At 63.5% G+C, this 18,350-nt stretch carries 17 protein-coding genes; 14 read left to right on the forward strand and 3 right to left on the reverse strand.

The window, feature by feature from the left end:
- Nucleotides 1–23: 23 nt before the first annotated feature.
- Together EJA05_RS17715 and EJA05_RS17720 are read right to left on the reverse strand one after the other, a co-directional pair.
- Nucleotides 24–1,688, reverse strand: a complete 1,665-nt coding sequence (locus tag EJA05_RS17715) for a cyclic peptide export ABC transporter (protein ID WP_125859238.1) — start codon at nt 1,686–1,688, stop codon at nt 24–26.
- A 40-nt stretch (nt 1,689–1,728) separates the two neighbouring features.
- Nucleotides 1,729–5,010, reverse strand: a complete 3,282-nt coding sequence (locus EJA05_RS17720; protein WP_125859239.1) for a non-ribosomal peptide synthetase — start codon at nt 5,008–5,010, stop codon at nt 1,729–1,731.
- A gap of 282 nt (nt 5,011–5,292) precedes the next feature.
- On the opposite strand from EJA05_RS17720, the gene EJA05_RS17725 reads away from it, so the two are divergent.
- From EJA05_RS17725 to EJA05_RS17790, 13 genes are all read left to right on the forward strand, one after another.
- Nucleotides 5,293–5,622, forward strand: coding sequence for an integrative conjugative element protein, RAQPRD family (locus tag EJA05_RS17725; protein WP_125859240.1), 330 nt, complete (start codon nt 5,293–5,295; stop codon nt 5,620–5,622).
- Nucleotides 5,609–5,848: a TIGR03758 family integrating conjugative element protein gene (locus tag EJA05_RS17730; RefSeq protein WP_125859241.1), complete on the forward strand. Its 240-nt coding sequence runs from the start codon at nt 5,609–5,611 to the stop codon at nt 5,846–5,848. The genes EJA05_RS17725 and EJA05_RS17730 overlap by 14 nt, the downstream gene beginning before the upstream one ends.
- Nucleotides 5,849–5,863: 15 nt before the next feature.
- Nucleotides 5,864–6,241 carry a TIGR03745 family integrating conjugative element membrane protein gene (locus tag EJA05_RS17735; RefSeq protein ID WP_125859242.1) on the forward strand — a complete coding sequence of 126 codons (378 nt, stop codon included), beginning with the start codon at nt 5,864–5,866 and terminating at the stop codon, nt 6,239–6,241.
- Nucleotides 6,242–6,248: 7 nt separating this feature from the next.
- Nucleotides 6,249–6,650, forward strand: a complete 402-nt coding sequence (locus EJA05_RS17740) for a TIGR03750 family conjugal transfer protein (RefSeq protein ID WP_125859243.1) — start codon at nt 6,249–6,251, stop codon at nt 6,648–6,650.
- Nucleotides 6,647–7,285: a PFL_4703 family integrating conjugative element protein gene (locus EJA05_RS17745; RefSeq protein ID WP_125859244.1), complete on the forward strand. Its 639-nt coding sequence runs from the start codon at nt 6,647–6,649 to the stop codon at nt 7,283–7,285. The genes EJA05_RS17740 and EJA05_RS17745 overlap by 4 nt, the downstream gene beginning before the upstream one ends.
- The gene (locus EJA05_RS17750; protein ID WP_125859245.1) at nt 7,285–8,091 is read left to right on the forward strand and encodes a TIGR03749 family integrating conjugative element protein; all 807 of its coding nucleotides are present in this window, start codon (nt 7,285–7,287) and stop codon (nt 8,089–8,091) included. Before EJA05_RS17745 ends, EJA05_RS17750 begins: the two co-directional genes overlap by 1 nt.
- Nucleotides 8,081–9,589 carry a TIGR03752 family integrating conjugative element protein gene (locus EJA05_RS17755; protein WP_125859246.1) on the forward strand — a complete coding sequence of 503 codons (1,509 nt, stop codon included), beginning with the start codon at nt 8,081–8,083 and terminating at the stop codon, nt 9,587–9,589. The genes EJA05_RS17750 and EJA05_RS17755 overlap by 11 nt, the downstream gene beginning before the upstream one ends.
- A complete protein-coding gene (locus tag EJA05_RS17760; protein WP_125859247.1) occupies nt 9,552–9,971 on the forward strand; it encodes a TIGR03751 family conjugal transfer lipoprotein in 420 nt (139 codons plus the stop codon). Before EJA05_RS17755 ends, EJA05_RS17760 begins: the two co-directional genes overlap by 38 nt.
- Nucleotides 9,971–12,712: a conjugative transfer ATPase gene (locus EJA05_RS17765; RefSeq protein WP_125859248.1), complete on the forward strand. Its 2,742-nt coding sequence runs from the start codon at nt 9,971–9,973 to the stop codon at nt 12,710–12,712. Before EJA05_RS17760 ends, EJA05_RS17765 begins: the two co-directional genes overlap by 1 nt.
- A gap of 221 nt (nt 12,713–12,933) precedes the next feature.
- On the forward strand, nt 12,934–13,911 hold the full coding sequence (locus tag EJA05_RS17775; RefSeq protein ID WP_125859250.1) for a TIGR03756 family integrating conjugative element protein: 978 nt from the start codon (nt 12,934–12,936) through the stop codon (nt 13,909–13,911).
- A complete protein-coding gene (locus EJA05_RS17780) occupies nt 13,911–15,266 on the forward strand; it encodes an integrating conjugative element protein (protein WP_125861349.1) in 1,356 nt (451 codons plus the stop codon). The genes EJA05_RS17775 and EJA05_RS17780 overlap by 1 nt, the downstream gene beginning before the upstream one ends.
- On the forward strand, nt 15,263–15,568 hold the full coding sequence (locus tag EJA05_RS17785) for a hypothetical protein (protein WP_125859251.1): 306 nt from the start codon (nt 15,263–15,265) through the stop codon (nt 15,566–15,568). The genes EJA05_RS17780 and EJA05_RS17785 overlap by 4 nt, the downstream gene beginning before the upstream one ends.
- A gap of 9 nt (nt 15,569–15,577) precedes the next feature.
- Nucleotides 15,578–17,116, forward strand: a complete 1,539-nt coding sequence (locus EJA05_RS17790) for a conjugal transfer protein TraG N-terminal domain-containing protein (protein ID WP_125859252.1) — start codon at nt 15,578–15,580, stop codon at nt 17,114–17,116.
- A 3-nt stretch (nt 17,117–17,119) separates the two neighbouring features.
- Here the strand turns inward: EJA05_RS17790 and EJA05_RS17795 are convergent, their stop codons facing one another.
- Nucleotides 17,120–17,479: a hypothetical protein gene (locus EJA05_RS17795; RefSeq protein WP_125859253.1), complete on the reverse strand. Its 360-nt coding sequence runs from the start codon at nt 17,477–17,479 to the stop codon at nt 17,120–17,122.
- A 462-nt stretch (nt 17,480–17,941) separates the two neighbouring features.
- Between EJA05_RS17795 and EJA05_RS17800 the strand changes: the two genes are divergently transcribed.
- Entirely contained in the window at nt 17,942–18,307 is a 366-nt protein-coding gene (locus EJA05_RS17800; protein ID WP_125859254.1) for a DUF3085 domain-containing protein, read from the forward strand.
- Nucleotides 18,308–18,350: the final 43 nt, after the last annotated feature.

Raw genomic sequence — 18,350 nt, forward strand, 5'->3', positions numbered from 1 at the left:
GTGCTATGAAAATCGCGCGCCGGTCACACCGGCGCCGGCAGTTCGCTGGACGCGCCTGCCCCGCTGCCGAGGGCAACAGGGTCATAGGGATAGAGCTGGCCGCCGTCGCACTTGAGCACGCGGTCGGCAATGGCGAAGTAGTGATCGTCGTGGCTGATGGCGATGATGGTCTTGCCCTGCGCCTTGAGCTCGGGCAGCAGCTCGCGGTAGAAGAACGCCCGGAAGCCCGGGTCCTGGTCGGCGGCCCACTCGTCGAGCAGCAGGATCGGCCGCTCCTCGACCAGCGCCACCAGCAGGGCCAGGCGCTTGCGCTGGCCCTGGGACAGGCGGGTGGTGGACAACCCGCCCTGGGCGTCGATGCTGACCTTGCGCTGCATGCGCAGGCGCTCAAGCCAGGCCTGGGCCAGTTGCGGGTCGAAATCGCCCTGGGGGCCGACCAGGCGCTCGAACAGGTAGAAGGTGGAGAACACCGTGGAGAAATGCGCGCGGTACCAGTCGCGCAACGCCGGGGTGATCGCCACGCCTTGCAGCTTGAGGGTGCCGGCACTGGGTTCGTAGAGGCCGGTGAGCAGCTTGGCCAAGGTCGACTTGCCGCTGCCGTTGCCACCGACGATGAACAGGATCTCGCCCTTGGCGATACTCAGGTTCACCGGCCCCAGACGGAAGCCATATTCGTCGGCCTGGTGCGGGTAGTCGTAGCTCAGGGCCTGCAGCTCGAGCATCGGCTGGCCGCTATCGACCTCGCCGCCGCTGGCCGAGGGTGCCTCGCGGTAGTCGGCGAAGGCCAGGGTCTGGATCTTGGCCAGGGACACGTTGCCGGCCACCAGGGTCGGCAGGCTGCCGATCAGGTCGTTGAGCGGCATGCGCAGGAACATCAGCACCAGCACGAAGGCGCCGATCACCCCATTGCTCACCCCCAGCCAGGTGCCCGTGGCGAACAGCCCGCCGGCCAGGGCGAGGATCAGCGCCACGGTCCAGTTCAGGCTCAAGGTCCAGTAGCGGTCGGCGTGCACCTCGTTGCGCCGCGCGTATTCGGCCGCCGGTTGCAGGTCGAGGGTGTAGAAGCGCTCCTTGCGCTGGGCATTGAGGGCCAGCTCGAATCGCCCCTCGATGGCACCCTGGTAAGCGGCATACAGGCGATCGTCGGTTTCCCGCACGCGCGTCATCAGTTGGCGCATCTTGGCGAACCAGCCATGGGCCAGCCAGGTGCCCAGGCCCAGGCCAACCGCGCAGATCAGCAGCAACTGCCAGGACAGCCAGGCCATGTACAGGCAGCCCCCCAGCATCAGGACCAGGTTGTAGAACACGAACGGCATGCGGTTGAAGGCCTGGCCAATACTGACGATGTCCTTGCTCAGGGTCGCGTACAGGCTGGCTTCGCCGATCTTTTCCAGTTGCTCGATGGAGGTGTCCAGCAGGCGCTTGACCATCTGCAGGCGCAGTTCGTAGACCACCCGGTGGCCCAGGGCCGTGAGCAATGCCTGGGAACCGAAACCGCAACCGAACAGCAGCACCAACAGGCCGAAGAACTTGGCCCCCAGGGCCGGGTTCATGCTGACGCTGCCGGCGATCAGCCGGTTGATCTCGTTGATCAGGCCGATGCCGGCCGCCGCGCTGATCAGGCTGGCCAGCAAGCCCAGGCTGAGCAGGGCGCGATGACGCTTGAGTAGTGATAGAAACAGGGTCATGCGAAATCCTCGGGGTGGCCTGTGCAATGGCCCAAATGGTTCACTCGAAGGCGAGCAGCAGCTTTTCGATCTCGGCCAGCTCATCGACGACCGGCGTGGCGCAGGCCTGCTCGATCACCGTGGCCATGTCGGCCAGCACCGGATTGGCGAACAACTGGGCCAGGGCGACCTCACAGGCGAAGTGCTGGCGGATGCGCGCCTGGATCCTCACCAGTTGCAGGGACTGCGCCCCCAGGCGGAACAGCTCGGCGCGCGGGGCGATGGGCCAGATACCGAGCACCTCGCGCCAGATATGCGCCAGGCCTTCCTGCCATGGACCGGCCAAGGCTTCGTCATCAGCTTCGCCGGCACCCTCCCACTCGGGCTCGGGCAAGGCCTTGCGGTCAACCTTGCCATTGGCATTCAGGGGCAGGCTGCCCAGGATCACGAACGCGCTCGGCACCATGTAGGCCGGCAGGCGCTCGCGCAGCTGCTGCTGCGCCCAGGCGCTGTCGAACGCGCCCGCGCCGTGGCACAGATAGGCCACCAGCAGTTCCTGGCCTGCCGGCGCCCGGCACAGGGTGACCACCGCCTGGGAGACACCCGGCAGGGCCACCAGCGCGCTTTCGATCTCACCCAGTTCGATTCGGAAACCGCGCAGCTTGACCTGGAAGTCGCTGCGCCCGAGAAACTCCAGGCTGCCATCTTCGCGCAGGCACGCCCGGTCGCCGGTGCGGTACAGGCGGCTGCCGGCCCCGCACCCCGGCGCCAACGGCTGGACGAAGGGGTTGGGCACGAAGGCGGCGGCGGTAAGCTGCGGACGGTCGGCGTAGCCACGGGCCACGCCGGCGCCACCGATGTACAGGTCGCCCGCCACACCCACCGGCTGCGGCTCGAGGTAGTCGTCGAGCACATACAAGCGGTTGTTGGCCAGCGGTCGGCCGATGGGCAGGATCGCGCGGGTGACGGCTTCGACGGCCTGTACCGCCGACCACACAGTGGTCTCGGTCGGGCCATAGACGTTCAGCAGGCGTACCTGGCGGGCCAGCAGGCGCTCGGCCAGCTCGGCCTTGAGCGCTTCGCCGCCGCACAGCAGGCGCAGCCCGGCCCAGGCCGGCGAGTCGTGCTCGACCAGCATCTGCCAGGTGGCTGGCGTGGCCTGCATGACACTGATGCCGTGGCGCTGCATCAAGCCGAGCAATGCGCCCGGGTCGAGGCTATCCGCGCGGCTGGCCAGCACCACGGCAGCGCCATGCACCAGCGGCAGGAACAGCTCCAGCCCGGCGATGTCGAAGCCCAGGGTGGTCACCGCCAGTAGCCGGTCGGCGGCGCTCAGTTGCACATGGGCCTGGATGCCATGGAGGAAGTTGACGAACGCCTCGCGCTCGATGTCGACGCCCTTGGGGCGCCCGGTGGAGCCGGAGGTATACAGGGTGTAGGCCAGTTGCCGAGGGTGTACCGGCAGCCCGAGGCCGCTCTGGGGCAGCCGTGCAAGCTCGCTGTCCAGGGTTTCCAGCAGTACCACCCGGGCCGTGCTGCCCACCACCTGCCGCAGGTTCGCCCGGGTCAGCACCAGCCGAGGACGGGCCTGGCCAATGATGTCGCTGTTGCGCGCGGCCGGTTGGCCGGGGTCGATCGGCAGGTAGGCGCCACCGGCCTTGTGCACTGCCAGCAGCGCCACCAGCAGGTCGGGCTCGCGCTCCAGGCAGATCCCCACCCGCTCGTCGCAACCCACCCCATTGGCCACCAGCCAATGGGCCAGGCGGTTGGCCCGGGCATCGAGGTCGGCGTAGCTCAGGGTCTGCTCGCCGCAGATCAGCGCACAGCGCTGCGGCGCGGCCGCGACCTGGCGCTCGAACAGCGCCAGCATGTCCTCGCCCGGTACCAGTGCCTGCTCGCTGGCGTTCCAGCCGTCGAGCTGGCGGGTGCGCTGGGCCGGATCGAGCAGCGGCAACTGCCACACCGGGGTGTCGGGCTGGTTCATCAGGCCGTCGAGCAGCAGGCTGTAGCCGGCCGCGAGGCGTTCGATGGTCGCCGGGGCGAACAGCTCCAGGCTGTATTCCAGCTCACAGAAGATGCCGTCGGGGCGTACCGCGGCATCTAGGGTCAGGTCGAACTTGGCGCTGTCCTGCGCCGGCAGGACACGCTCGATCTGCAGCCCCGGCAAGCTGAAGTTCACCGCCGCGCCGCTGCTGAGGTTGAACATGGCCTGGAACACCGGGGTACGGCTGGCGTCGCGCTCGACGTCGAGGTGTTCGAGCAGCAGCTCGAACGGCATCTCGGCGTGCTGCAGGGCGTCGAGGGACTCCTGGCGCAGCCGCTCGCACAGCATGCGGCCGGTCAACCGCGGGCCCAGGTCAACGCGGTAGACCAGGGTGTTGACGAAGAAGCCCAGCAGCTCGTCGAGCTCTTCACGGTTGCGCCCGCCATGGGGCACGCCCACCGCGAAGGCCTGCTGGCCGCTATGGCGAGCCAGCAGCAGTTGCCAGGCCGCCAGCAGGATCACCAGGGCGCTGCTGCCGCTGCTGCGGCAGAAGGCCTGGACCTGCTCGGCCTGCGCCTCTGGCAGTTGCCAGCGCAGGCGCTGCCCGCGCAAGCCCTGCTGCGCGGGGCGAGGGAAATCGGTGGGCAGTTCGAGCACCGGTACCTGGCTGCCCAGGTAGTGTTTCCAGTAGTCAAGGTCGGCCTGGGGCCCGGCGCCCCCCAGGCGCTCGCGCTGCCACAGCGCGTAATCGATGTATTGCACCGCCAGCGGCGGCAGGCGCGGGGTGTCGCCGCGCAGCGCCTGGGCATAGGCGCTGGCCAGGTCGGCCACGAGGATCGGGTTGGACCAGGCGTCGCTGACGATGTGGTGCATCTTCAGCAACAGCCCGTGACAGGCGGCGTCATAGCGGATCAGCTCGACCTTGAGCAGCGGCGCCTGGGACAAGTCGAAGGCAATGCCATCCTCGATGCTCAGCAAGCCCTGCAGATGTTCGCGCCGCTCGGCTTCAGCCACACCTGGCATGGCCCGCTCGTGCAGGACGAACACGGCCTCGGCCAGCAACTCCTGGCGCGGCTCGCCATCGACCTCGATGAAGCGCGTGCGCAGCACCCCATGCCGCTCGACCAGGGCGCTGAACGCCTGGCGCAGGGCCTGGACGTTCAGCTCGCCGTTGAACAGGAAGGCACGGGCAAGGTTGTAGGCAGTGGAAAGCGGCGCCATGCGCTGCAGGAACCACAGGCGTTGCTGCGCGAAGGAAAGGAGCTGCGGACCGTCATGGGCGCGCGATACGAGCGGGTCTGGCTGCGCCTGGACATCGCTTTGCAGGAGGGCAAACAACGCTTCATCAAGATTGTCCATCGGCGCTCATACTTCCTTATAAAAACCGACCAGCTATTTGTGCGCGAGATGTTATTCGCAAATGATAATTGATGTCAATTGAGTAAAATACTCACTACCTCTGCTGCCGCGCAAGGCGCTTCTAGCCACTCCTGCATCGTATACAACCACCTAGACGAGTCCTGTGCCTCGCCTATCACCATCATCACATTTAAAAATGAAGGGACCGTTTTTCATTTAACGCATGTCTGAAAGCAGTCTGCCAACTCAAGGTAAATACCAGATCCCCAGAAGGATTTTGCCATGAGACCTCCCTGCCTATTGCTCATATGCTCAGTACCACTTGGCGCCTTCGCTCAAGACATTCGTGAAAATTCGGATTTTGGCTTGATGCAGCGGCAGATCGATGCCATCGAGCTGTTGGCCGATCGAGCTCGTAGCAGCGCTACCGGTGCTGACCGAGTTCGTTATCGCTTCGACTATCCCAGGTTAACGGCAGACTTGGAGCGCGTCCGGCACGGGATCAGCAAATACCTGTCCCCCTCACGCGCACAGCCGGCCGATCTGGTCGAGCTGACCGGTGATTACCGGACTGAAACACCTGACTCGGGCCCTTCCCATGAGCATGACTGACGCCCAACTCAGAGCGTTCTCCGCCGTGGCCGGTTTTACCCCGCAGCTTAGCTCCGTGCTTTGGCGCTCATCGGTGTTGGTGCTCGCGTTGCTCTGGTGCGCCTGGGCGCTGTGGACCGGCTACCGCGGTTGGGCCGCTGGCAACGTCACGTTCGGTGCACTCGGCGGTAGCACGCTACGTCTGACACTCGCGCTGATCGTGCTGATGTTTTTCATGCTGTCGTAACCCGGAGACCGTGCCATGAAACTCTCCCACCATTGCCACCGCCCGCTCATCCTGCTGCGGGATTCCTGTTCAAAAGCCCTGTTCGGCGGCCTGGTTTTGCTGAGCTCGACGTTCGCCTGGGCCGACTTGCCGACCATGGAGGCACCTTCTCGGGGGGAAGGTTCGGGCCTGATCGATACCATCAAAAACTACGCCTACGACGGCGGCATCCTGCTCGGCCTGCTGATCGCCACCCTCGCCTTTCTCGGCGTGGCCTGGCATTCGCTCACGGTCTACGCCGACGTGCAGAACCAGCGCAAAACCTGGAAGGACCTCGGCGCCGTGGTCGGCGTCGGCGCGCTGCTGGTGGTGGTGATCCTGTGGTTCCTCACCAAAGCCGCGACGATTCTGTGAGGTCATCATGTCCGACACTTCTGCCACCCTGCCTGACGGCACGCTGACCTTCCTTCCGGAGCGCCTTAACCGTGATCCAGCGGTCCTACGCGGCCTCACCAACGACGAGATGTGGGTCGCCCTGATCATGGGTGCCGCGCTGGGCATGATCCTTGGTGCGCCGCTGGCGGTGGCTACCGCCTCCATCGCCACCCTCCCCACCTGCATGTTCTTGTGCATGGCGTTGGTGTTGCTGGGCGGCGGCAAGCTGCTGCGACGGGCCAAGCGCGCCCGCCCGGAAACCTGGTTGTACCGGCGCCTGCAGTGGCACCTGGAGGTGCACTGGGGCATCGGTTCGCACCAACTAATCCTGCATTCGGGGCCGTGGACCGTGCGCCGGACCCGCCGGCATAGGAGGCCCAACCCATGAGCCGCTTCCGCAACAAGGTGGATGCGCAGCAGGCGCATATTTTCAGCCTGCGCCTCGCCGCGGCAATCCTGGCACTGCTGTGCTGCGGGCTGTGGTACGGCTGGCAGGCCGCGCCCTCCGAGCTCACCATTCACGTACCGCCTGATCTGCGCTCAGGCAGCACGCGAAAGTGGTGGGATGTACCGCCAGAAAACATCTACGCCTTCGCCCTATACATCTTTGGCCAGCTCAACCGCTGGCCCACCGACGGTGAGGTCGATTACCACCGCGCGATCTTTGCCCTGCAGCCCTACCTGACACCAGCCTGCAAGACGTTCTTCGACGGTGATTTCGAATACCGCAAGGCTGCCGGCGAACTGCGTGGCCGGGTCCGCGGCGTATACGAGGTGCTGGGCCGCGGCTACAGCGACGACCCCGACCTGCGGGTGAAGCAGCTGGATAAGCACAGCTGGCTGGTCAAGCTCGACCTCAATGCCGACGAGTACTACGCCGCCGAGCCGGTGAAGCGCGTGGTAGTGCGCTATCCGCTGCGGGTGGTGCGCTTCGACGTCGACCCTGAACGCAACAAGTGGGGCCTGGCGCTGGACTGCTACGAAGGCACACCGCAGAAGCTGACGCTGCCGGGAGGTGCGTGATGATGCGTGTCTTGATCCTGATATTGGTGACGGCCAGTGTCTGGTGCTCAGCGGTCGGAGCCGTCGAGGTCAAATACTGGGACCGCCTGCCATTGGCCGTTCCGCTCACGGTGGGCCAAGAGCGTGTCTTGATGCTCGATGAAGACGTTCGCGTCGGGATGCCCAATGCGATTACCAGCAAGCTTCGCGTGCAGTCCGTCGCGGGTACGGTGTATCTGCGCGCCGCCGAAGCACTCCCCCCTACCCGGCTGCAGCTGCAGTCGGTAAAGACGGGCGACATCATCCTGATCGATATCGAGGCGCTCGAGGGCAGCGAGACGCTGGAACCGGTCAAGATCGTGGCCCAGGTTCAGGTGCCGGACGCGGAGAACAAGAAAGATGCAGCACCTTCGGCGACGCCAGTACCGGTAGTGCTGACTCGCTATGCCGCGCAGAACCTCTATGCGCCTCTGCGTACCGTGGCGCCATTGCCGGGTGTACGGCGCGTGCCGCTGACCGACTCCATCGCGTTCAGCACCTTGCTGCCCACCGAGCGGGTTTCGATCAAGGCACTTGCTGCGTGGCGGTTGGGCGATTACTGGGTAACGGCGGTGAAGATCGTGAACCGCGGCCCCAGCAAGGTCACGCTGGACCCGCGTCACCTTCAGGCTACGCTGTACGCCGCGACGTTCCAGCACGCAGACCTTGGCCTCGCCGGCACGCCTGAAGACACCACCGTGGCCTACCTCATCACCCGCGGAAGCGACCTGAAGCACGCCATGTTGCTGCCCCCGCCAAAACCGGAGGCTGCCGATCATGAAAGCTAACAGCCTGCTGAAGTGGTTGGTACCCGGGGTCCTGATGGGCATCGTGCTGATCATCTTCAAATCTTGGATGGCTGCTCCGGACGGCCAGCCCGCTCATGATCCAGACAAGACCACGCTCAGCGCGGAACAGGCCAAGGCCCTGGGCATCGCGGGCGACACCCCACGCGACACCGTAGCGACGCTGATCGGCCAGGTCAAAGCGATGCGCAGTGAGATGCAGACGCTGAAGAAAGGCAACGATGCGCTGCAGACTGAGAACAACCGGCTGCGCTCGCGCGAAGGCAATATCGACACGCGCATCCAGAGCACCTTAAGCAACGTCACCCAGCAAGTCACCGAACAGCGCCAGCAGGCCAACGATGCCCGGCAAAAGGCCGAGCAGCAGCACCGCGAAACCCAAGGCCTGCTGTCCCGGCTCAAGGACCAACTCACCAACAAGCCGGCCGCGAAGTCAGATGTGCCCGCGGGCTTTGGCCTTGAGCCCGGCGACGAGCAACAGTTTTCGGGGGCTCAGCAGCCAGCTGACGCGATGCAGTGGATCGAGCCGTCGAATGCGCGCGCCGGCCAGGGCGACGCCAGCAAAGCTGACGGACCACTGTCATCGCTAACGTCGACGTTCAAAGACCTGCACGGCCTGGACAACAACGCCATCGATCGTGGCCAGGACCGTTTGCGTGCCGTCGCCAAAGGTGAGCGTGATCTGGAGAACATCCAGGACCGCGCCGAGGGCGCCAAGCCCGTCTACACCCTCCCTGAAAACTCGACGCTGATGGGCTCGATCGCCATGACCGCGCTGATTGGCCGGGTACCGGTAGACGGCACCGTGAACGACCCTTATCCGTTCAAGGTGCTGGTGGGCCCGGACAACCTCACCGCCAACGGCATCGACCTGCCGGACGTGGTCGGCGCGGTCATGAGCGGCACCGCTGCCGGCGACTGGACGTTGTCCTGCGTGCGCGGCCAAGTCGAGTCGATCACCTTTGTCTTCAGCGACGGGACCGTCCGCACGGTGCCACAGCCGCAGAAGGTCGTTAGCCGAAATCGCAGCAGCGCCCAGACCTCGGACACCGAGAAGATCCGCGGTGGGCTGGGCTACATCTCCGATCCCTACGGCATTCCCTGCATCTCCGGGGAGCGCCGCTCCAACGCCCAGCAATACCTAGGCAGCCAGAGCCTGATCACCGCGGCCGGTGCCGGCTTCGCTGCGGCCCTGGGCAGCGAGCAGACCAACACCTCGTTCATCAACTCGGCCGGCGGCAGCCTGGGCTTGACCCAGAACAGCGGCAACAGTGCGCTGAACTCAGTCATCAGCGGTGGCATTGGCGATATCCGTGAGTGGATCAACAAGCTCTATGGCGAAGCTTTTGCCGCCATCTACGTGCCGCCCGGGGCGAAGGTAGCGCTGCATCTGGATCACGAGATCAGCATCGACTACGAGCCGAAAGGCCGGAGAGTGAACCATGAAAGCCCATCCGTTTCGGTACTGGATCTGGATTAGTCTACTGCTCGCCCTGCACCTGAGCGGCTGCTCCACCAGCAAGGAGGAAATGCTACCCCACGGCGATCAAACCATGCTGGACATCTGGAACGGCGGTGGCTCCGTCGGTTCCCAGCAGCAATTGCAGGAAGCGCGTGGCGAACTGCGCCGTCCGGTGCTCGACCCTGAGCGCCTGATAGGCAACCAAAGCGCTTACACGCGAACGGCTGCCAACGAAATCCGCGCCCAGTTCCCGCGCCTGCCCAACCCGGACCTGGTCATGTACGTGTACCCGCACCTGGCGGGTACCCAGCAGAGCCCGGTGCCAGGCTACTCGACCGTGTTTCCGCTATACGAAAAGGTCCAGTACGCGCTGCCCGGCGAACGCCTGGACGATCTGTGATGGCCGATGACGCAAGTCGCGACCCGCCACGCTGGAAGCCCTGGCGCGCTGCACAGCGCCGACGCGCGAGGCTTGCCGACGAGGCCACCCAGTACGCACACAGTCCCAGCTTTGCCGATCACCTGCCTTGGGTCGAATACCTCGAGGACGAGCAGTGCTTTCTGCTCGACGACAACCGCTCGGTGGGCGCGGTGTTCGAGTTGCAGCCAATCGGGACCGAAGGTCGTGAGCCCGAGTGGTTGATGGCGGCCCGCGACGCGCTGGAGGATGCGCTGCAGGACAGCTTCGACGAACTGGACCAGGCGCCCTGGGTGGTGCAGTTCTTCTGCCAGGACGATAGTGACTTTGCCCCGTTCCTCGAACGCCTGGAGCGCTACATCGCGCCAAGGGCTCGCGGCACACCGTTTACCCAAGCCTTCCTCGCTTCGATGCAGCGTCACCTCGACGCCATTGCTAAACCGGGAGGGCTGTTCGACGACCATGTCGTGTCACACCTGCCCTGGCGCGGCAGCAATCGGCGGATTCGCCTGGTGGTCTACCGCTGGCTCGGGGACCAGAGTGACGAAGACGGGCAGAGCCCGACTCAGCTGCTGAGCCGCACCTGCGACCGCCTGCTGGCCTCGCTGCAGGCCTGCGGGGTCAACTCTCGACGGTTGAACGGCCGCGACTTCTACGCCTGGTTGCTCCCCTGGTTCAACCCTTCCCCAACCCTCACCGACGAATCTCCCTCGTCGTTCTATCGACGCGTGCCCTATCCGGAGACGGACTACGGCGAGGAGCTGCAGCTGCCATTCGACCACGACTTTGCTGAGCGGCTGTTCTTCCAGGAGCCACGCTCCGTTAGCGAACAGGGCTTATGGTACTTCGATCAACAGCCACACGCCGTGATGGTGGTCGACAAGCTGCGCAGGCCGCCGCATATCGGCCAACTGACCGGCGAGACGCGAAAGGGCGAAGCCTTGAACGCCTTGTTCGATCAATTGCCCGAGCAGGCGGTGATGAGCCTGACCTTGGTGATCACGCCCCAGGATGTGCTCGAGGAACAGCTGAACCGCCTGGCACGTAAAGCCATCGGCGAGAACCTTGCCTCGACCCAGACCCGCCAGGACGTAGAGGAAGCGCGCGCGTTGATTGGGCGCCAGCACAAGCTGTATCGCGGCACCTTGGCGTTGTATCTGCGCGGTGCGGATGAACAGCAGCTGCGCCAGCGCTCGGTACAGGCCGCCAATGTCCTGCTCGGCGCCGGCCTGCAGCCAGTGCGCGAGGGCGATGAAGTGGCTGCGTGCAACAGCTACCTGCGCTGGCTGCCGATGGTCTACAACCCGCTCCGCGACACGCGCAATTGGTACACCCGGCTGTTGTTTGCCCAGCATGTCGCCAACCTGCTGCCACTCTGGGGGCGCAGCGTCGGCACCAGCAATCCAGGCATCACCTTTTTCAACCGTGGAGGTGCACCGCTGTCATTTGACCCGCTGTCGCGCTTCGACCGCTCCATGAATGGCCACCTGCTCTTGTTTGGGCCGACCGGCGCTGGCAAGTCAGCTACCCTGGTCTCGATCCTGATGCAGGTCATGGCTGTGTACCGGCCGCGGCTGTTCATCGTCGAAGCGGGCAACTCCTTTGGCCTGCAGGGCGACTACTTCGCCACGCTCGGTTTGTCCGTCAACAAGGTGCAACTTAAACCCGGCAGTGGCCTGAGCCTGGCGCCGTTTGCCGATGCTCGCCGGCTGATCGAGCATCCGGACCAGGTGGCCAGCCTGTCGACCGAAGACCTGGATGAAACGGCGCCGGACAGTGATGAGCAGCGCGATGTGCTGGGCGAATTGGAGATCACCGCGCGGTTGATGATCACAGGTGGTGAAGCGAAGGAAGAGGCACGCCTGACCCGCGCAGACCGCAGCCTGATCCGCGAGTGCATCCTTGATGCCGCCCAGCACTGCGCAGCGACCGAGCAACAGGTGCTGACGAGACATGTCCGCGATGCACTGCGCCAGGTCGCCAGCGACGCCCATTTGCCTGACAAACGCCGGGAGCGCGCCCAGGAGATGGCCGAGTCCATTGACCTGTTCTGCCAGGGTTTTGAGGGCTCCCTGTTTGACCGGCCCGGCACGCCCTGGCCAGAGAGCGATGTGACGATCGTCGACCTCGCCACCTATGCGCGTGAGGGTTACGAGGCGCAGATGTCGATCAGCTACATCAGCCTGATGAATACGGTGAACAACCTTGCCGAACGCGATCAGTACCTGGGTCGGCCGATCATCATGGTCACCGACGAGGGTCACATCATTACCAAGAACCCGCTGTTGGCCCCCTTTGTGGTCAAGGGCACGAAGATGTGGCGCAAGCTGGGCGCCTGGTTCTGGCTGGCCACACAGAACCTGGCCGACTTTCCCGACGCGGCACAGACCATGCTCAACATGATCGAGTGGTGGATCTGCCTGAACATGCCGCCGGCGGAAATCGAGGAAATCGCTCGCTTCAAGAAACTCACGCCGGCTCAGAAGGCGCTGCTGCTCTCCGCGAGCAAGGCCTCGGGCAAGTATACCGAGGGCGTGGTCCTGTCGAAGAACCTGGAGACACTGTTCCGCGCAGTGCCGCCGAGCCTGTACCTCGCCCTGGCCATGACCGAGCCCGAGGAAAAAGCTCAGCGCTGGCGATTGATGGAGGAGCACCAGCAGTCTGAGCTGGAGGCCGCCCTGCAGGTCGCAGCGGAGATCGATCGCCTGCGCGGCATGTCATGAACGACACAGCCTGAGCCGTTCGTGGCCCGTCTGCTTAGCAAACATCGATAAGAGTACATTTGTACTCTTTCGCTATTTTACTCACCTCACGCTGCTGAACCAGGCGCCAGACGAAACCGATCACCCCGGGCTCGGTTTGTCCGTCCCTCTCCAGTGCCGGATCCGGGATGCTGAAACTTGGCGCATGGACGCACACCGCTACCACCTGCCGAGCGTTGCCCATGAACGTGACCGCCTCTACCGCCTGCAGATCACCGAAGCCCAAGAAGACCGGCCGAAGTCGTGCGCTCACTGCGGCGGTTCTGCTCATCGCCACCGAGCAGTGCCTGGCACTGACCACCCCGACCATTATCGCTTCGGTCACTTCGCTGCAGTGCCTGGAGTACCGGGTCGTCGGTATCTGCTACTGGCTGCTCTGCACGCCGTTCGGCTGCACAGTGCGCACCTCCCCGAAGATCCGTCACTTCATTCCCGAGCTGGTGGTGTCGAGTTACGCCGACACCGGCGCCAACCCTTGGAGCGAGATGTCGGCACTTTCGACACCGACGCCAGCGTCACAAGGGGGTGGCAACCTGATCACGCCTTCGCCGCAGCGCGATAACCTGCCACGGTTCAAGAATGTCGACGCCATCGGGCACCCTGGCGGAGCTGCCCTGACGGCCTTGGCGCACACGTTTGGCTATGCCTGCCCAAGCGGTGCCGTGCCGTTTGCACCCTATTACCTCAGCACGCTCGACCCGCTGGCGTGGCGCCAGGCCATTCCCGAATCTGTCTACCCGCAAGCACTGGTTCCGGGCATGCGCGAGATCGGCAACCAGGCACTCGGCGACATGTGGGGTAGCGTCTACCCACGCCACGGTTTTCTGGTGCAGCCCGACGATTTCAAGGCGGCTGCCGTAATGGCCCAGCGCGCCAGCGACTTCATCACCCGCGCTGGCCAGCCGCATGTCTACCTACCGCTGCAGCCAATGCCTGCTCCCGGCTACTGGCCGCCGCAGCCGGTAATGGAGAACAACGTCAACAACCACCGCTGGCAATTGCTCACGCCCGTGATCCAAAGCACCTGCGCCATCTTCCCCAGCCCAACGATCCAGAGCGCCGACGGCGCCTATGCCTGGTCGCTGTGGCGGCCATACCGCTGCTGCCAGCGCATGGGCCAGACCTTCCTGTTCAGCATCGATTTTGACGGAGGCCAATGATGAAGACCCTCTCGCTCGGTCTGCTGTGCTTCCTCGTCTATGCCGTGGGCCACGCCGCCGAGAACGGCTACCACCTTGGTGACCAGGCACCGGTCCTAGACGACCGGGTGATGTACACCATCGGCGGCGGTTCAGCGGCAGGAGCGCCCTCCTCGCTCTACCGACCCAATGGCCTTGGCGTGGGCATGTCTTGGCGCGCCAACATGATGTGCGGAAACATGAACCTCTCGAACACCCTGCAGAACCAGCTCAATGGCGCCACCCAGGGCTTCCAGCAGATCATGGGCAACGTCATTCAGAACGCCACACAGGCGGTGATGTCGCTGCCGGCGATGATCATCCAGCGGGCCAATCCCGGGCTGTATGAGCTGCTGAGCAATGGTGTTCTGCAGGGACGGATCGACTTCGACCGATCCAAGCTCACCTGCCAGGCAATGGCGGCGAAGATGGCCGACAAGGTCGACCAGGCCGGCTGGGGCGCGCTGGCACAGAACCAGGAGATGCAACACAACCTCGAGCAGTCCGGCGGTGACGCCGTGACGGCGGTGAAGGACACCGAATCGAACAACGGCAACAACGGCGTCAGTTGGGTCGGCGGGCAGAAAGCCGGTGGCAACGGCCAGCAACCCATCCGGGTGACGTCGGACGTGGTCAAAGCCGGCTACAACCTGCTGCACAACCGGGCGGTCGAGGACACCTCAGCTCTGGGTTCGAGTTGCCAGAATGGCGCCATCTGCCAAGCCTGGTCGAGTCCCGAGGAGGCCTCCGATTGGGCGACGCGTGTGCTCGGGGAAACTGAGGTGGAGACTTGCGACAACTGCGAGACGCTGCGGGTAACCGCCGGTACCGGCCTGTCGCCGTTGATCCAGGAAACCTACACGGAAAACCTGGAAGGTTTGCAACGCATGGTCTCAGGCGCCGAGCAACCCACCCCGGAGAACCTCGGCAAAGTCTCCAGCCCGTTGCTGCAGGTCTCTCGCGGTGTCATTGAGGGGCTACGCGACGACCCCGACCAAAACTTGCTCGCCCGGCGCCTGGCCAGCGAAACCGCGCTGTCGAGCGTGATCTACAAGGCGATGCTGCTGCAGCGCACGCTGTTCGCCGGAAGTCACGAGCCCAACGTGGCTTCGGCGCAGCCCGCCACCAACGCCCTCAACAGCAACGTCGAAACGCTGGAGCGCGAGATCCGCCTGCTGCAAACCGAGCTACAGGTACGCCAGTCGCTGGCCACCAACACCGCCAGCCTGGTCCTCGATCGCCACGCCGGCGGTGCCGACGCCTCGCGTAGCATCGATCAGCGTGATCCGGAGCCAAACCGTTTGCGCCGAGCCGAACAGGAGAAGAGCACGCCATGACTTCATTATCGGTGAGGTTCACGCTCGCGCGTGTACTGCTGATGCTCGGTGCCATGCTGGGCATTTTGTTGATTGCTTGGATGGCGCTGCACCTGTCCGTGACCCAGCTGAAGTGGCTCGAACCAGCGCGAGCGTCAGCGCCTTACTTCGCGTGCTGGCGCGCGCTTTTGTACACCCTGATTTTTGCCGGTTGGGCGGCAGCGTTGCGCAGGCGGCCCACGCCAGCAGATCAACAACGACTGAAGCGCCTGGGATTGATCGGCTTCAGCTCGATCATCCTGGTCGAACTGTCTCGCGTGTGAGGTGCAACCATGAACATGAGCACCAACAGCTACCTCGAGTATTACCTTTCGCTGCTGGCCTGGATCATCAATAACGGCATCTGGAATACGCTGGCGGACACCGGGCTGTTCGCCGCTCCGTTCGGCGCGATCATCCTGCAGGAATGGCTGTCGGCCCGTCAGCAAGGCGCCGACGAGGGCAACAAGGGGCTGTTGTCGATCCCGCGCGTCGAGAACCGGCTGTGGATGAGCTACGTGGTCATATTGTTTGGCTGCATGCCGTTCTTTCCGCTCAACCTGTCCTCCGTGAGCTTTGACGACGCTGCGAGTCAGCGGTGTGGCGTGTCCATGGCCAAGCCCGCGGACACGGCTTGGGGCACAACCTTCAACACCATTGGAGAGAAGTCAGCGAATGTCCCGGTGTGGTGGTTCCTGGTGCATGCCATGAGCAAAGGCATCACCGCCGCCGCGACCGCGTCGATCCCCTGCGCACCTGACATCCGTGCGATGCGCATGGAGATCAACAGCTCGCGGTTCAACGACCAGGTACTGCTGCAGGAGGTCGCCGACTTCACCCGAGACTGCTACGGCTTTTCGCGCTCACGGCTGTTTACCAATCGGCCCGATTTGGACGAATCCCAGAGCTACGACGCGTCCTGGATTGGCTCGACCTACCTACTCAACACACCCGGCTACTACGATACCGATCGCTCACGAATGCCCAGGCTCGATTGGCCATACGACGAGACGAGAGATACCTCCCTGCCCCAGCTCGACAACGGCGCTGGTTATCCCACCTGCAAGCAGTGGTGGAGTGATGCCACAGTCGGACTGCGCGATCGCCTGGTGGCCGAGGTCGATCCCTCGCTAATGTCGCAGCTGCGAGGCTGGCTGACCGGGCGCACTTCTACTGAGATTGAAGACGCCACCCTGCGCGAATTGGTGAGCCCACGGCAGCAATCGTTGAGCATGGCACCTGGACAGGTATTCCAAGACTACGGCAGCAGTGCACGGGGCGGCTCGCTGACACAAGGGCTCAACAATTTGGCCACCAACACTGGTCTGGCCCTAGGCTCATTCAGCAATTTCCCGGCCATGAATGCGCTGCGAACAGCCTTGCCGATGGTTCAGGCCTTCCTGATCATGGGCACGATCATCAGCTTGCCACTGGTGCTGCTGATCAGCACCTACCAGTTGAAGGCGCTCATGACGATCACGTTTGCGCTGTTCACCCTACATATGCTGACGTTCTGGTGGGAGCTTGCGCGCTGGATCGATTCAAGCATGCTGGAAACGCTATACAACCAGGTCTCAGCCACAGACCAGGCACTGTTGTCGTTGCCGACAGCAGGATTCATGGATGGGACGGTCACCGGGCAGGTGATCGAGTACGTGATGGGCGCAATGTTCGTGGTGCTGCCGATGTTTTTCCTGGGCGCGATGAGCTGGGCTGGTTACAACGTTGGTAGTAACGTTCAAAGCTTACTCACTCAGGGCGCGGAGAGCGCCAAGCTTCAAGCCGGGAAAGGATCATCTCAAGTCATCGGGGGCCTTCGAAAGCTCAAGTAAAAATCAACGTAGTGACCCGTGGTCGTCATACATTTCAGGATACTTGAAACGATGACGAGGGTGACTGACTTCAAAGATATCAGGCTCATCATCTGATGCACTTATAGGCAGTGCCGCGATTGTCCAGAGAACAAGCATCCCAATCGCGAGGAAGAGCGCAACTGACGCAACCGCGAGGACAAGGAGCAACTTGAAAATCTGCAACCCTAATTGTCGATACTTGAAAGGCACTGCAGCTAATGCACTGGAGTGCAGCACCATACTTTCGATTCGTTTCGCCATCCGGCCAGTTCCAACCGCAGCGCGTATGCAAAGCTTGCCGATGCCGGTCCGTCCGGAACTGGCAGGAGCTAGAGTCGACATTTGATCACCTCCCTAGCCGTCACTTCGCTCGAAACTGAGCCGCTACAGCTAATTTGGATCCAAGCCTTAGCTTACTCCTCTGTCGCTGATTTCCATGACCGTTGATCACCTGGGTGTCGCCGATTATCGCCGGTGGCGCTCAGTGGACCTGCGCCTGAAACTCATACGAAAAGCACCCTTGACGCTATGTCGGTTCGCTTGTTAAACCAATTGTGCAATCGCTGGTTTTCCAGCATCCCAGGTAGCCGTAACCTTTGAGGCTACGTCACGTACGTGATGGTTATCCCCAAATGCGATTCGCGTTCGGCAGCTCGCATGGTCGCCGTTCCCCGGTGATGAACGCCTTCTAATCCCCTTAGCTCTCTGAGCCCGCGTCTTCGACGCACCTAACCCAATCCATTCCAGTGCTGGGAATTCTCCCGCATGGGTGGCATTCCTCCGCACATTTTGGAGGATCTCATCATGCTGCGTTTCACAGGTACTGAACTTCACGCCGTGTTAGCAGAGGCCGGTATCAACGGTTGCAGAGTGATATTGGTCAAAGACCACGGCGTCTACCTCATGTCAGAGGTTGGCGAAAGCAAGCCGGATGGAGGTGGGCGTAAACGCGTGGCCTACGCCACCGGTTGCAACCCTGCCGTCGACGACTTCGACGCCTGGTGGAATCGCGCCTGCGATGAATTTGGCGGCGATGATTTTGCCGAGTACTTTGACATCAATGATCCCGTTCTCGCCAGCCTTCGCGGCACTGCAGGATCGCTAGTGGTGGAGGCCACCTCCACCCACCTGTACCTGGCCGCCGAGGTTGATCCTGCGGGAAAAGCTTGAACGTAAAAGCGAGCACTTCGCGCTTCCCGAGAGGCACCTAACG

Source organism: Pseudomonas oryziphila (assembly GCF_003940825.1).
Classification (GTDB): domain Bacteria; phylum Pseudomonadota; class Gammaproteobacteria; order Pseudomonadales; family Pseudomonadaceae; genus Aquipseudomonas; species Aquipseudomonas sichuanensis.